The sequence below is a fragment of the Rhizobium azibense genome (assembly GCF_004342325.1).
Classification (GTDB): Bacteria; Pseudomonadota; Alphaproteobacteria; order Rhizobiales; family Rhizobiaceae; genus Rhizobium; species Rhizobium etli_B.
In genome coordinates, this window is record NZ_SMBJ01000002.1 from 458,340 (window position 1) to 471,330 (window position 12,991).

Below are 12,991 nucleotides of genomic sequence, written 5' to 3' on the forward strand. Positions count from 1 at the left end.
CGAATTTCGGTCGCCATTGTCTGCATCAGTTGCGCCTGTGTCGGGACAAGAAATCGATCAGCACCGGATAGTAATCTCCGGGGTTTTCGTAAAATGGCATGTGACTGGCATTGGCAAAGACCCTGAGCTCGGCATTCGAAATGGCAAGCTTCATCTTCAGTGCGCAGGCCGGCGTCAGTTCATCGTGCTCGCCGGTGGTGATCAGTGTGGGTACGTTGATGCGCGGCAGGTCGAGAATACGGCTCCAGTCCTTGAGGTTGCCGATATAGTGGAATTCGTTCGGTCCTTGCATGGTTGCATATGGCCCCAAGTTCCAGTCGTTGAGCGACCGGCGCACCGGCGCCGGCCACTCCGGCAACCGGCAAACGTGGCGGTAGTTCAAAATAGTGATGGCTGCGAGATATTCCGGGTGGTCGTAGCTGCCCTGCGCCTCGTGCTTCTGCATCATGGCAACCGTCTCGGGGCCGAGCGCGGCGCGCAACCGCTCCAGCTCGGTAATGAGATGGGGCATGTCGGCGACCGTATTTTCGAGGATCAGCGTCTGCAAGTTTTGTGGGTAAGTGAGCGCATAGTCGATTGCCAGCCAACCGCCCCAGGAATGGCCGAGCATGTGCACCTTTCCGAGCCCCAGGGTCTTGCGCACCGTCTCCGTCTCCTCGACATAGCGGCCGATCGTCCACAGCGCTGGACTGGTCGGGCGGTCCGAAGCGCCGGTGCCGAGCTGGTCGAAGGCCACTACGCGATAGCCCTTGTCGATAAGACAGGAATGCGCATCGCGCAGATAGTCACAGGGAAGTCCCGGCCCGCCGTTCAGGCACAAGATCGTCTCGGGCCCGGAGCCGAAGCTATAGGCGACGACCTTATAGCCATCGACTCCAATTTGGTGTCGCGCCTCGGGTTCGATTTCACGCCACATTGACCGCTCCGGCGAAGATTCTCCTTGCTCAATATTTGAGCATGTCTAAATTTTTATCTCAAACGACGGTCCGCGCCAGCTATAAGAAGTGATAGGGTCGTCCAAGGAATACGAGCCGGAGCCAGCCGATGCTTGACGAAATCGAAACCATCAGACGCCAGTTTACTGTTCATCAGACTCTCGATGGCCGCATCGATCAGATCTTCGAGGCGATGAAGGCAATCGGCTTCGAGGCGCTGATTTATGACTATACCCCGGTGGCTTACGATCTCGACGGTGCGATCATGGTTCCGTCGCTGCTGAAGCTTCGCAATATTTGCGGTGACATGCATGATTACTGGTTCAACCGCGGCTATTTCCGCATCGATCCGGTGCAGCAGGTCGCGCTTCGCACCTCGACACCCTTCTTCTGGAGCTATGATGCCGACGCCGACACGCTGATCCGCCGCTTCATGACCGAGGACACCGCTCCCGTCGCCCGCTATCTGAGCGAAAGGGACATGTCGACCGGCGTTACGGTGCCAATTCATATGCCGCGCGGAGACTATGCCACAGTCACCGGCATCCGCTTCGGGGGCAACAAGGAATTCGAAAAGCACGCCCTGCGCTATATCGCCGATTTCAATCTCCTTGCACATGTGTTCCATGAAGCGGCTTACAGCCTCTTCGATGCCGACGTCTTCCAGGTCGGCAAGGCCAGGCTGACGGAACGGGAGCGCGAATGCCTGCGCTATTCGGCGGACGGATACTCCGCCAAGGAAATCTCGCGCATCATCGATCGATCGGTGCCGACGGTGGTCATGCATCTGACCGCCGCGGTCAAGAAGCTGGGCGCCAAAAACCGCACGCAGGCCGTCGTTCGCGCCACCCATTATCGTCTTCTGGAAGAGCGCTCATCCTATAACTTGTGATAGCTGCCGCGCCCCCAAGCACCGCGCTATGCTTTCTCAATTGCTCGCCGCAGCGTCGCGTGTCACTCGTGGCGCGCAAAGGCGGCTGTGACACTTCGAATCTGAATGGAGATCCATGTGGCCGCAATTGCGTCGAAGGAAGCCTTTCTGCCCTTTCGCGAGTACCAGACCTGGTACCGCATAACCGGCTCGCTCGACAGCGGCAGGTTGCCACTCGTTGTCGCCCATGGCGGTCCTGGCTGCACCCATGACTATGTGGATTCCTTCAGCGAAATTACCGAAATCGACGGCCGCCCGGTCATTCACTACGACCAGCTCGGTAACGGCAATTCCACCCGTCTGCGGGAAAAAGGTCCGGATTTCTGGACGCCGGCGCTCTTTCTGGAAGAACTGGATGCGCTCCTGAAGCAGGTCGGCATTCACGACCGGTATGCCTTCCTCGGCCAGTCTTGGGGCGGCATGCTCGGCGCCGAACATGCCGTGCGCCGACCGAAGGGTCTGAAGGCGCTCGTCATCGCCAATTCCCCAGCCAACATGCATACCTGGGTCGCGGAAGCCAACCGCCTTCGCGAACAGCTGCCGCAGGAGGTGCAAGATACGCTCTTGCGACACGAGCAGGCCGGAACGATTACCGAGCCCGAATATGTCGCCGCCTCGCGCGTCTTCTATGATCGCCATGTCTGCCGCATCGTACCCTGGCCGCCGGAAGTCGCCCGTACCTTCGCCATCATGGACGAAGACAACACTGTCTACCGCAACATGAACGGCCCGACGGAGTTTCATGTCATCGGCACGATGAAGGATTGGACGATCGAAGATAGGCTGCCGCTCATCGAGGCGCCGACGCTGCTGATCTCGGGCAAGTTTGATGAGGCAACCCCGCTGGTCGTCAAGCCCTATGTCGAGCGCATCGAGAGATGCGAATGGGTGCTCTTCGAGCAGTCGAGCCACATGCCGCATGTGGAAGAGAAGGCACTCTGCCTGGAGACGGTTTCGGCATTCTTGCGACGACACGATTGACAAGTGCAGTCAAGCGGGCTGACGCAGACCCAGCGCCGAGGTGCTGGAAAACACTGGCCGTGGCATTTTTGCGCGGCCTTGATCGCTTCACAACGGCCGACTGCGGGTACAAGCGCTGGCCCAGGATCGCGATCTCTCGAATTGGCCAGAGGCTCCGTCCCGGGGGGGTCTGAATTGGGCCGCATCAGCGGCTTGATTTTCGCATCAGCATGTTTCACCGCGCCTGCCAAGAAGTTGCGACAGGTTACTTCACACATCCTTGGTCAACTGTCTGAAGAGGAAAAGGACTGTTGCTTTCCCCACCCTGGTCTTGGTCGCTCACTCTTCAACGATTTGCAGGGAAGTGTCTTCAGATGCAGTCATGGCGCAAATCCAGTCGCGTATTCGCCGACCAGCCATCGCGCCAAGAGCACCGGGCCGCTAGGACCTGAAGCGGTCAAAGGCGGTGAGCCGCTTGATCGGTGGATCTGCGTCATCGAAGCGATAGACATGCGTGCGCAGATAGCGGAGTTCGTCATCGAGTGCGTCTTCGGCAACCTCGATCCACCAGGACCTCGGACGCCCGTCACTGCCATCCGACCAGCGATAGCCTCGTGCTTTCAGTTGATCCTTCATGTCATAGGGACTGTTTTCGGCAAAGATGCGGGCGCGTGATCGCTGGCTTGCCTTGTAGAGCTCGGCAAAAGGCGTTGGTCCCGATACTCCTCCACCCTCTGCGAGGACCTCGAGGAGAGCAAAGCAGTCATCGACCGCCCGGTGGCCCTCATGAAAATAACCGGCCTGGCCGATCAGATAACCGAGCTTTGTTCCTTCAAAGCCGCGCGAGGCCCAGTCAATTTCAGAAACCGAACAAGCCCAGGCTTTTCCAGCAAAGATTGTTGAAAAGGTCTCGCAGAACGGCCGGTCGAAGCCGGCATTGTGGGCAATTACGAGGTCAGCGGGCTCGACGACAGCACGAAGGTCATATGGATCAATCATCTGATCGGCCACCATGTCGTCGGTGATGCCGGTGAGACGCGTGATCTCCTTCGGGATTGGTATGCTGGGCTGCTGAAGAGCGCTATAGACACCGATGACATCACCGATATTTCCCGCTTCATCGAACGTGAACGCAACTGCGCCAATCTCGATAATCTCGTCCTTGCGATGATTGAGGCCGGTTGTTTCAGTGTCGATGATTACGCCTTTCAACGGAAATTCGGGGCGCGCAGCCGTGATCACCAAACGTGGCTCGAGTTTCCTCAGGATACGGTAGCGGCCAGTCTCGTGGAGTTGCCGCACCATATCATCTTCGCTCAACGCAGCCGGAGAATGGCGCTTTGGCGAGCCTTTGCCCTTTGCAGGCGCTGCCCCGTTAGCATCAAACAGATCGAACTGCTGGGTCATTCGCTATCTCGGCCTCATTCCCTCTGCGGACTGCCTCGTCTGCCAAATTCGCTATAGGACATTCGCCCCAACAAATCAGGAAGAAAGTTGCCCCAGTCGGCATCCCTGCCTCTCGGCCAAAGTTAATGAAGCAGGCATGCCATACCGGCTCTTCTTAATATCGACAAGGGTCGTCGCCAAGCAGCCGGTGCGATGCCACCGGACCCCTTTCCGGACATGGCCGAGCGGCAGAAAGATGTCATCCACCTCCTTCGTCAGAAGCTTCGGCGCTCGTTGGCGCGTCACCGGATCGAGCGCAGCCTTCCACGCCTTATGAACATCTTACCCCGCTTGAAAGCGCGGGATTCGCGGGCCGCAACGGTCAAGCTGTGCTGCGCGTGCATGATCGACGACGGCTGATTTGGATCCCCTGCCGGGCAAGCTAGCGCTTCGAGAGGCTTCTTGATCGTGCTAGGATCAGATCTTTCTGCTAAGGGTGCGTTGGTGATGATGATGATGAAGGGTAACTGCGCCGGCGGCGGCCATCGAACGATCCCAAGGCTCTGGGGTGTCATATTCCTGCTCGTTGCAAAGACGGCATTCGCCGACACCTTCGCGGATACGAATGTCGTGTCTGTCATCGAAGGTGGACACTGGCAAGAAGACGGCGCCGGTGAAGGAAGTTACCGTATCATCGTGGTGAACCAGGGCTTTGAGCACGTATCGTCGCGCGTCGTGGTGGAATGGAAATCAGTGCCTACTGAAACAGGTGAGGCCAAGATCGTCCACTCGGTGGAACTGGTTAAGGGTGGCTTTTACAGCATAGGCACGCCAGAACTGACTTTGTCGCCGGACGGGGCTCGTGTCGAGTTGAGGGGCACCTCTACCTACGGGCCCGCCGTGCCAGTCGTTTGTCGTTTCGATCTCTCTCCTGGCGGCAAGGTTACCCTGATCAAAGGGTGTGAGGAATAACGATGGTGCGGGCTTGAGCGGCGGAAACTGCGTGAATGGCCGCCAGGCCATGTCAATTGCCCGGCTGTCGCCGCAGCTCAGGGCCAACTGCTGCATCTTGCTGTTGTCGGTTTTGCAACTGCTTGAACAGCTGCCTCCAACCTTCATGGGCCGGAAATCGAGAGTCAGTCGTCGCCTTCCAGGGACGCCAACGACTTTACCAGACCCACGATCTTTTGCCGTATTCGAGCGTCTTTTACCGCAAGGAATGCGCGGTTTAGTGCAAGCCCCTCGGCGGTGGATATAAATCCCGTCAGATCGTCCATGCCCTTTACTAAAGCTGATTCACTCTCATCGGCTCCCGACATTCCTTCGAAAAAGAATGAAACAGGGACGTTCAAACAGTCGGCAATGCCTTGAAGCCTACTCGCGCCCACCCGGTTGCTGCCCTTCTCGTATTTCTGTACCTGCTGAAACGTGACGCTGACCCGTTCGGCAAGCGCCGACTGGCTCATGCCAAGCACCCGTCGTTGCATGCGGATTCGCCTGCCGACCTCGATGTCGACTGCACTTGGTTCCTTTGCATTACCGGCTTTATTCATGATCTCTCCAATGCGCCTTAGGGAACTAAAATGAGATTGTGCCAGTGTGGAAAACGTTGTCGATTGATCCAATCTAGCTAGTTCTTCAAGATGTGTCCCTTTTCAATCGCCGATCCGTTCCCTTCAGTGAAGACAGGCGTGCATCTCAATCCCGGTCCAGTAACCCACCCTGTACTGCGCTCAGGATAGCTGCGACCGGCGCATATGCGCTCAAAGCACACTGTCGGGCACCGATGAGGACATTCCCGGGCCAACGCCCGATAGGCACTCGTGTGACCTATGGTGGAGGTGGCCGGTATGTCCGCCAAATGTACTACCCTTGGGTAATAGCCTTTCTCATCAAAGACGCTAACATGAATTCATCAAATTCGTACTGTCGGCTGACCACGGATGTACTGGCAGCCGTTGTCGATTGATCAAGAAGGGCCGGTGCGCGTGTCGTCCGGCCCTTTGCTTTAGAATTGCGGCTGCCAAGCTTGCCACGTTCCTCTTCATGTTGATGGCTTCAGATGCTGCGTGAAACAGCGTCAGGCCCAGTCAGATGGCTGAAAACAGCGTGAGTCAGACCAAAGTCCGACCGTTTCTCAGACTTCGTGCCGATACCACCTCCAGGCAGCTACAGTAGATTTGTCCGCAAAAGGGTTGTGAGTTTTCGCTATGGCAAAGGTCTTCGTGGTTGCGATGTCACTCGTGATGGTTGTTTTCTGGGGTTCCGTCGGCGTTCTGATGTACTCCCTGCTGACCTGAGAAGTGCGGAAAACTCGTCCTCGCCGGGTCCAGATTCGATTGCTCGAGGAATAGTTGACGCCCGATGGGTAGCCGAACCCTCAGCTGTGCCCTATAGTTTCCTTAGAGCAATGGAGGTTGCCTGAGGAGGGTCTAGATCATGAGCGATACTGCTGTTGGTTTTATGGTGGCAGCTGAACTGTCAGCCCTATTCTGGGCCGCAGCGCTCATGGTGGCATTATCGATCTCTTGACAACGCACGACTCCTCATCTGCGAGCTTGGCTGCCGCCATCTTCGATGAGCAGCATCTGCTATAGGTTTCGACCTTCCGGCTGGCGGGGCGGATTTTGAGCCTTCAGAGAGGCGGCGGGCAATTTCGATCGACTTGCGCTTCGCCCGACAATCGCGGTAAAGCTGCAAGATGGACGACAATGTCATCAAGTTTCGCAAGCCCAGCCCACCCCGTCAGCGAGATCCCCGTCTTCGCAAGATTCTCGTTGTCGTCGGCGCGCTTGTCCTGTTTGCAGCCGTCTGGCTCTATTTCGCATTCGTGGGTGCCCCGATGGCTTCTTGAGGCCGCCGGCACTTCAAAAGGTCGATGGCCGCGCGCATCACAGGGGGCTGGCAGGGCCGCCGACATGAGGCGATGAGAGTCGGGTGTCACCAGAGGGCCAATCTCCAGAATCGTTCGGCGCAACGGGCAGCTACATCGACGGTGCGCGAGACAGTTTACCAGAAAAGTCATCGCCTAGAAGAGGCTCTGAAAAACCTCAGTATTCGATTTCTGATCTGATCGCTCGATGGGTGAACTCACGGATTTTGAGCACCACTTCGATTAAGCGTGATTGCATAAATGCTCGTTGTCGCAGCGATGAAGAGCTGATGTTTCGCACGACCACCGAAGCAAAGGTTCGACACAGTCTCCGGGACGAGGATCTTGCCCATCAGATGACCGTCCGGGGCAAGACAATGTACCCCATCGGCTGCCGAAGACCACAGGTTACCGTCATCATCCATTCGAAAGCCATCCGCGCATCCGGGATTGATGGCGCAAAATACCTCTCCGCCGGCAAGCCGACCGTCGGGCGCAACATCAAAGACCCGGATATGTCGCGAATCAGAGCTGAACATCCGCCCGGTATCAGCAACATAAAGGCGAGATTCGTCTGGACTAAAGGCCAGGCCATTCGGGCAGGCAAAATCCGCCAGCACTGCTTCGATTTTTCCGGAGGGCTCCACCCGGTAGACATGGCACGGCAGTTCCTGCTCGGCACGAAAGCCCTCGTAGTCGGTCATGATCCCGTAGTGCGGATCGGAAAACCAGATCGAATTGTCCGATTTTACGACCACATCGTTAGGAGAGTTTAGCCGCCTGCCCCTGTAGCTATCGGCAATTACAGTGACGGAACCGTCGAGTTCGGTCCGTGTCACTCGCCGCGTTCCATGCTCGCATGTCACCAGTCTGCCCTGCTTGTCCCGCGTATTGCCATTGGCAAAGTTCGACGGATCTCAGAATGCCGAAACCCCAGCCCCCGCGGACCAGCGAAGGATGCGGTTGTTGGGAATGTCCGAGAACAAAAGGCATCCCGCGTCGCCGAACCAGACCGGGCCCTCGACTCAGTCAAAGCCGGTGGCGATCTGCTTGACCGGCGCATTGCCGAGCACATAGGTGCTAAACAGCGGATCAAGCACTTCAAAAAACGACATTGCGCTCTTCTCCATATCCACGAGACCCTCCTATAAGGACAGCCGGAGGCGAGTAGGGCCTGGTATCAGTTAAAGGCAATCTGGGCCTTCATCGCCTGGCTTCTATCAGTTGCCAGTTCGAAGGCGGCCACAGCGTCCGATAGGGGAAGTGTGTGGGTGATCAGCGGCTTCACGTCGATCAGCCCCTTTTGCATCAACCCGACACCGGCCGCAAATTCTTCGTGAAAGCGGAAGGAACCACGCAGGTCAAGTTCCTTGGCCGTGATCGCCATCATCGGGAGGTTCATGTCCCCGCCAAGGCCAAGCTGAATAATCACGGCGCGCGGTCGAAGGGCGGTGATGCCGGCAACCAAGGCAGGTGCGGCACCGGAGCACTCGTAAAGCACGTCGAACGAGCCCTTTTGGGCTGCGTAAGGGGTCAGCGCATCGGGCTGGTCTCCCATATTGATGGTCCTGTCCGCGCCGACCTTGCGTGCCAGAGAGAGGGTGAAATCGGACAGATCCGTTGCCACGATTTCGGCGGCGCCGGCACGGCGTGCTGCAAGGATCGACAGAAGGCCGATCGGCCCGCAGCCGGTCACCAGAACCCGCTTACCCAATATTTCTCCCGCCCGGCGCGTGGCGTGAAGGGTAACGGCCAGCGGTTCTGCGATCGCCGCTTCGGCTGGGGTAAGACCGTCTGCCGGCACGCATTGAACGGCATCGGCGACGAGAGCCTCTCGAAAAGCGCCCTGGATATGCGGGAAAGGCATGGCACTGCCATAAAACCGCATATTGAGGCACTGATTGTGAAGTCCTTCCTGGCAATAAAGGCACGATCGGCACGGCCGGGACGGAGAAACGGCGACGAGCTGGCCCGATCTCAATCCCTCTACGCCTGAGCCGAGTGCTTCCACATAGGCCGACACCTCGTGACCAAGGATCATCGGCTCCCGCAGCCGAACCGAGCCGAAGCCGCCGTGATTGTAATAGTGCAGATCGCTGCCGCAGATGCCTCCTGTCGCAAGGCGCAGGCGCACTTCTCCGGGTCCTGGCGCTTCAATTGGACGTTCCTCGATACGCAGGTCTTTCGGACCATGAATGACGATGGCTTTCATCGGTGCGCTCCCTAAAGAACCGGGGTCAGCAGAGGCTGACCGGAAAAATGCGCCATGAGATTGTCACGAACAAGCTGTCCCATGGCCTTGCGTGTTTCGATGGTTCCAGAGGCGTGATGCGGCTGCAGGAGCACATTGTCGAGGGCGAGGAACCGTGGATTGAGCTTCGGCTCGCCTTCGAACACGTCAAGGGCAGCGGAGCCCAGCGCTCCGCTTTCGAGTGCATCGAGCAAGGCTTCCTCGTCAATATTGGAGGCGCGGGAGATGTTGACAAGCATCCCCTCCTCGCCGAGAGCCGCAATGACCTCGCGGCCGACGATGTGGCGGGTGGCGGCGGAAGCGGCCAACGTGACGAACAGAAAATCCGAACGCGCCGCGAGCGCTACCGGATCGGCGACAAATTCCCAATCGGCGGCGAAATCTTTTGGCGCGACATCGCAATAGGCGATCTGCATATCGAAGCCCTGGAGGCGTTTGCCCACTTCATAGCCGATCCGGCCGAGGCCGAGCACGCCGGCGCGGCGGCCCCACACGCGGCGCTTCAGCGGGTAGAGCCCCTTTTGCGCCCAGCTTCCGTCCTTTACCCAGCTTTCCGCACCAATCATGCCGCGCGACAGGCAAAGCATCATCGCCACCCCGAGATCGGCTACGTCGTTCGTCAGCACATCCGGTGTGTTGGTGACGCGGATACCACGCTCCCGGCAAGCCGCCAGATCGACGGCATCAAAACCCACCCCATAGACAGAAATCACCTCGAGTAAAGGGCAGGCCTCGATCATGGCGCGGCTGGCGCCGAGTTCGCCTCGCGTGGCGATCGCCCGAACATTGGGACCGACAGCAGCAAGAAACTCCTGCTTGTCGGGGGCCTCGAAGTAACGATGAACCGAAAATGCAGCTTTAAGAGGCGCCTCATCCCATTCCGGATAGGGCCCGACTTGAAGGATCTGGGGTTTGCTCATTTCGGTGTCTCCGTCACTTGACAATTAATGTTATCGATAACATAAAGATGGGCATTGCGAATGTCGAGACAAAAAATGGGGGTGACCAATGGGGCAGGACTTGTTTGACTTGACGGGCCGGCGAGCCCTCGTCACGGGATCGTCGCAGGGGATTGGCCTTGCCCTTGCACGCGGTCTTGCCAATGCCGGTGCCGAAATCGTGCTCAACGGTCGCGACGCTGCAAAACTTGCGGAAGCTGCGAGAGGTCTCGGTGGCAGCACGCATCAACTGGCATTCGACGCGACCGATCATGAGGCCGTTCGCGAAGCGGTGGACGGCTTCGAAGCAACGATCGGTGCGATCGACATTCTCGTCAACAATGCGGGAATGCAGCATCGCACGCCGCTCGAGGACTTTCCGGCGGAGGCGTTCGAGCAGCTTATGCGGACCAACATCTCCACTGTTTTCAACGTTGGCCAAGCGGTCGCACGGCACATGATCAAACGCGGAGCGGGCAAGATCATCAATATCGCCAGCGTACAGACTGCATTGGCACGTCCCGGCATTGCACCCTACACCGCGACCAAGGGTGCTGTTGGCAATCTGACCAAGGGAATGGCCACCGACTGGGCCAAATATGGACTGCAATGCAATGCCATTGCGCCTGGCTATTTCGATACGCCCTTGAACGCCGCATTGGTTGCCGATTCCAACTTTTCCGCCTGGCTGGAAAAGCGCACGCCGGCCGGCCGCTGGGGCAAAGTGGATGAACTGGTCGGCGCCTGCGTGTTCCTAGCCTCCAACGCATCCTCATTTGTGAACGGACATGTGCTTTATGTTGACGGTGGCATTACGGCCTCTCTTTAAGGTTTCGCAGAGATTGGTGCTGATGGGGGTTGCAGGCTGCGGCAAGTCCTCGGTCGGCGCCGCGCTCGCGGCACGATTGGGGGCGGCATATCTCGATGGCGACGACCTTCACCCTTCGGAAAATATCGACAAGATGCGCCGCGGCATGGCCTTGGACGATGAGGATCGCTGGCCATGGTTGACCTTGGTCGGCCGGAAACTGTCCAACTCCGGAGGGCCACAGATCGTCGGCTGTTCGGCGCTCAAGCGAGCCTACCGCGTTCATATCACGCAGACTTGCGCAGAGACGGTCACCTTCGTTCATCTTGCCGGTACTCCCGAGGTCATCAAGGCGCGAATGAATGCCAGAAAAGGTCATTTTATGCCAACCGGCCTGCTGACGAGCCAGTTCGCAGCGCTGGAACCACCGGGGGCGGACGAAAACGCGTTCAGCGTGGATATTGACCGGCCCCTCGGCTCGATTGTCGAAGCAATCGTCACGCAATTGGAAGGAATGAAGACATGACGAACAAGGTTGCATTGATCGGCGCCGGCGCGATGGGCGGCGCCATCGGAGCCCGGCTCGTCGAAACCGGGAATCTACTGACGGTCTTTGATCTGGACGAGACCAAGATGCGCGAGCTGGTCGACAAAGGCGCTGTGCCGGCGGCAAGCGCGGCAGCAGCAGCCGCCGGCTCGGACTACGTCATCCTCAGCCTCAACTCGGCGAAAATCGTCCGCCTCGCCGTTTTCGGCGAAGGCGGCGTTGCAGGCGGCGCCAGGCCCGGAACCATCATCATAGACATGTCCTCGATCGACCCGGAGGCGACGAAGGCCCTGGCGTCCGAGGCGGCGCAAATGGGTCTGCGCTGGGTCGACAGTCCGCTGTCGGGTGGCGCGCCCAAGGCATTGGTCGGGCAGCTTACGCTTATGGCCGGCGGCAAGGAAAAAGACGTCGCTGATGCACATGAGGTGCTGCGGCACGTCGCCTCGAATTACACACATATGGGGCCTTCCGGGGCCGGCCAGACCACGAAGCTGATCAACCAGGTTCTCTGCGGGCTCAATTTCCTGGCCGTGGCGGAAGCGACGCAGTTGGCTCTCGACGCCGGCGTGGATGCGGCAAAGATCCCGCAGGCTTTGAAGGGCGGCCGGGCTGACAGCGCCATCCTGCAAGAATACATGCCGCGCTTCGTAGTCAAAGATTACCGTCGCACCGGCCGGATCGACAACATGGTCAAGGATTTGAGCGGGGCGCAGGATCTCGCCCGCCGCACCAACACCGCCATGCCGCTGACGGCGCTGTGCGCCGAAATTCACCGCATGCTAACTGCCGCCGGCCTCGGCGGTGAGGACCAAGCCGCCCTCATGGAATTTTTCAAGGGACCCAACAAGGACATCGTACAATGATAACACGCTACGCCCTCTTCGAGGGAAAGGTGAAGGACGGTCAAACGGAGGCGTTTCGGGCCGCAGTGCTCAACGACATCCTGCCAAAATGGAAGGCCTTTCCCGGCGCCCTCGACGTCCGGGTAACCTTCGCCGATGCCCGCGACGAAGGAGCGCCGGAAATTCCCATGATCCTTGCAATCAACTATCCCGACCTCGCAACCGTCGAGGCGGCGCTTGCAAGTCCAGCCCGCACCGCGGCCAAGGCGGCGACGGAAGCGGTGTTGGCCCGCTTTTTTGACGGGCGGATCCATCATCATGTGACCCAGGCAAACGAATTCCCGCTCTAAGCCTGAGGACTTGGCGGCAGCTGCGCTCTTGGCTGTTCGACTATCGGCAAGGGAGCAGACCCAAAGATCGAAGCGTCGAGACCCAAAGCATCGGGTGAATGGGGCGAAGTCACAACCTGCTTGCAAAATATGAATAAAGCGGTTGTATTGATCTGGTAACGATAACATGGA

At 58.5% G+C, this 12,991-nt stretch carries 12 protein-coding genes and 1 pseudogene; 7 read left to right on the plus strand and 6 right to left on the minus strand.

Going from position 1 to position 12,991, the window contains the following annotated elements; translation table 11 throughout:
* Positions 1–25: 25 nt before the first annotated feature.
* Complete coding sequence (locus tag EV130_RS06250; RefSeq protein ID WP_132659634.1) at positions 26–916, minus strand: proline iminopeptidase-family hydrolase; 891 nt, start codon at positions 914–916, stop codon at positions 26–28.
* A 128-nt stretch (positions 917–1,044) separates the two neighbouring features.
* Here EV130_RS06250 and EV130_RS06255 point away from each other — a divergent pair, with 128 nt between their 5' ends.
* Together EV130_RS06255 and EV130_RS06260 are read left to right on the plus strand one after the other, a co-directional pair.
* Positions 1,045–1,827 (plus strand): LuxR family transcriptional regulator, encoded by a 783-nt coding sequence (locus tag EV130_RS06255; protein ID WP_132659636.1) that lies wholly within the window; start codon positions 1,045–1,047, stop codon positions 1,825–1,827.
* 105 nt (positions 1,828–1,932) lie between these two features.
* Complete coding sequence (locus tag EV130_RS06260; RefSeq protein ID WP_165918498.1) at positions 1,933–2,847, plus strand: proline iminopeptidase-family hydrolase; 915 nt, start codon at positions 1,933–1,935, stop codon at positions 2,845–2,847.
* A 420-nt stretch (positions 2,848–3,267) separates the two neighbouring features.
* Here EV130_RS06260 and EV130_RS06265 read toward each other — a convergent pair whose 3' ends face one another.
* Entirely contained in the window at positions 3,268–4,233 is a 966-nt protein-coding gene (locus EV130_RS06265; protein ID WP_132659640.1) for a 3'-5' exonuclease, read from the minus strand.
* Between the two features lie 486 nt (positions 4,234–4,719).
* Between EV130_RS06265 and EV130_RS06270 the strand changes: the two genes are divergently transcribed.
* Positions 4,720–5,184, plus strand: a complete 465-nt coding sequence (locus tag EV130_RS06270; protein ID WP_132659642.1) for a hypothetical protein — start codon at positions 4,720–4,722, stop codon at positions 5,182–5,184.
* A 164-nt stretch (positions 5,185–5,348) separates the two neighbouring features.
* Here EV130_RS06270 and EV130_RS06275 read toward each other — a convergent pair whose 3' ends face one another.
* The 4 genes and pseudogenes from EV130_RS06275 to EV130_RS06290 form a co-directional block, all read right to left on the minus strand.
* Positions 5,349–5,765, minus strand: coding sequence for a helix-turn-helix domain-containing protein (locus tag EV130_RS06275; protein WP_074065025.1), 417 nt, complete (start codon positions 5,763–5,765; stop codon positions 5,349–5,351).
* A gap of 1,537 nt (positions 5,766–7,302) precedes the next feature.
* Positions 7,303–8,199 (minus strand): annotated as a pseudogene (locus EV130_RS06280) (SMP-30/gluconolactonase/LRE family protein).
* A 65-nt stretch (positions 8,200–8,264) separates the two neighbouring features.
* Positions 8,265–9,296, minus strand: coding sequence for an L-idonate 5-dehydrogenase (locus EV130_RS06285; protein ID WP_132659644.1), 1,032 nt, complete (start codon positions 9,294–9,296; stop codon positions 8,265–8,267).
* 11 nt (positions 9,297–9,307) lie between these two features.
* A complete protein-coding gene (locus EV130_RS06290) occupies positions 9,308–10,255 on the minus strand; it encodes a 2-hydroxyacid dehydrogenase (RefSeq protein WP_165918499.1) in 948 nt (315 codons plus the stop codon).
* An 88-nt stretch (positions 10,256–10,343) separates the two neighbouring features.
* Here EV130_RS06290 and EV130_RS06295 point away from each other — a divergent pair, with 88 nt between their 5' ends.
* The 4 genes from EV130_RS06295 to EV130_RS06310 are packed head-to-tail and all read left to right on the plus strand — an operon-like array spanning position 10,344 to position 12,820.
* The gene (locus EV130_RS06295; RefSeq protein WP_132659648.1) at positions 10,344–11,102 is read left to right on the plus strand and encodes an SDR family oxidoreductase; all 759 of its coding nucleotides are present in this window, start codon (positions 10,344–10,346) and stop codon (positions 11,100–11,102) included.
* Between the two features lie 22 nt (positions 11,103–11,124).
* Positions 11,125–11,607: a gluconokinase gene (locus EV130_RS06300; protein WP_132659650.1), complete on the plus strand. Its 483-nt coding sequence runs from the start codon at positions 11,125–11,127 to the stop codon at positions 11,605–11,607.
* Positions 11,604–12,491: an NAD(P)-dependent oxidoreductase gene (locus tag EV130_RS06305; protein ID WP_074065030.1), complete on the plus strand. Its 888-nt coding sequence runs from the start codon at positions 11,604–11,606 to the stop codon at positions 12,489–12,491. Before EV130_RS06300 ends, EV130_RS06305 begins: the two co-directional genes overlap by 4 nt.
* Positions 12,488–12,820: a hypothetical protein gene (locus tag EV130_RS06310; RefSeq protein WP_074065031.1), complete on the plus strand. Its 333-nt coding sequence runs from the start codon at positions 12,488–12,490 to the stop codon at positions 12,818–12,820. Before EV130_RS06305 ends, EV130_RS06310 begins: the two co-directional genes overlap by 4 nt.
* Positions 12,821–12,991: the final 171 nt, after the last annotated feature.

What these genes read in the sequence shown, in the direction of transcription:
- EV130_RS06260 (WP_165918498.1), top strand. Translation starts at nt 1,933, where the DNA reads ATGGAGATCCATGTGGCCGCAATTGCGTCGAAGGAAGCCTTTCTGCCC.
- EV130_RS06310 (WP_074065031.1), top strand. Translation starts at nt 12,488, where the DNA reads ATGATAACACGCTACGCCCTCTTCGAGGGAAAGGTGAAGGACGGTCAA.
- EV130_RS06255 (WP_132659636.1), top strand. Translation starts at nt 1,045, where the DNA reads ATGCTTGACGAAATCGAAACCATCAGACGCCAGTTTACTGTTCATCAG.
- EV130_RS06250 (WP_132659634.1), bottom strand. Translation starts at nt 916, where the DNA reads ATGTGGCGTGAAATCGAACCCGAGGCGCGACACCAAATTGGAGTCGAT.
- EV130_RS06270 (WP_132659642.1), top strand. Translation starts at nt 4,720, where the DNA reads ATGATGATGATGAAGGGTAACTGCGCCGGCGGCGGCCATCGAACGATC.
- EV130_RS06285 (WP_132659644.1), bottom strand. Translation starts at nt 9,296, where the DNA reads ATGAAAGCCATCGTCATTCATGGTCCGAAAGACCTGCGTATCGAGGAA.
- EV130_RS06295 (WP_132659648.1), top strand. Translation starts at nt 10,344, where the DNA reads ATGGGGCAGGACTTGTTTGACTTGACGGGCCGGCGAGCCCTCGTCACG.
- EV130_RS06275 (WP_074065025.1), bottom strand. Translation starts at nt 5,765, where the DNA reads ATGAATAAAGCCGGTAATGCAAAGGAACCAAGTGCAGTCGACATCGAG.
- EV130_RS06300 (WP_132659650.1), top strand. Translation starts at nt 11,125, where the DNA reads ATGGGGGTTGCAGGCTGCGGCAAGTCCTCGGTCGGCGCCGCGCTCGCG.
- EV130_RS06290 (WP_165918499.1), bottom strand. Translation starts at nt 10,255, where the DNA reads ATGAGCAAACCCCAGATCCTTCAAGTCGGGCCCTATCCGGAATGGGAT.
- EV130_RS06305 (WP_074065030.1), top strand. Translation starts at nt 11,604, where the DNA reads ATGACGAACAAGGTTGCATTGATCGGCGCCGGCGCGATGGGCGGCGCC.
- EV130_RS06265 (WP_132659640.1), bottom strand. Translation starts at nt 4,233, where the DNA reads ATGACCCAGCAGTTCGATCTGTTTGATGCTAACGGGGCAGCGCCTGCA.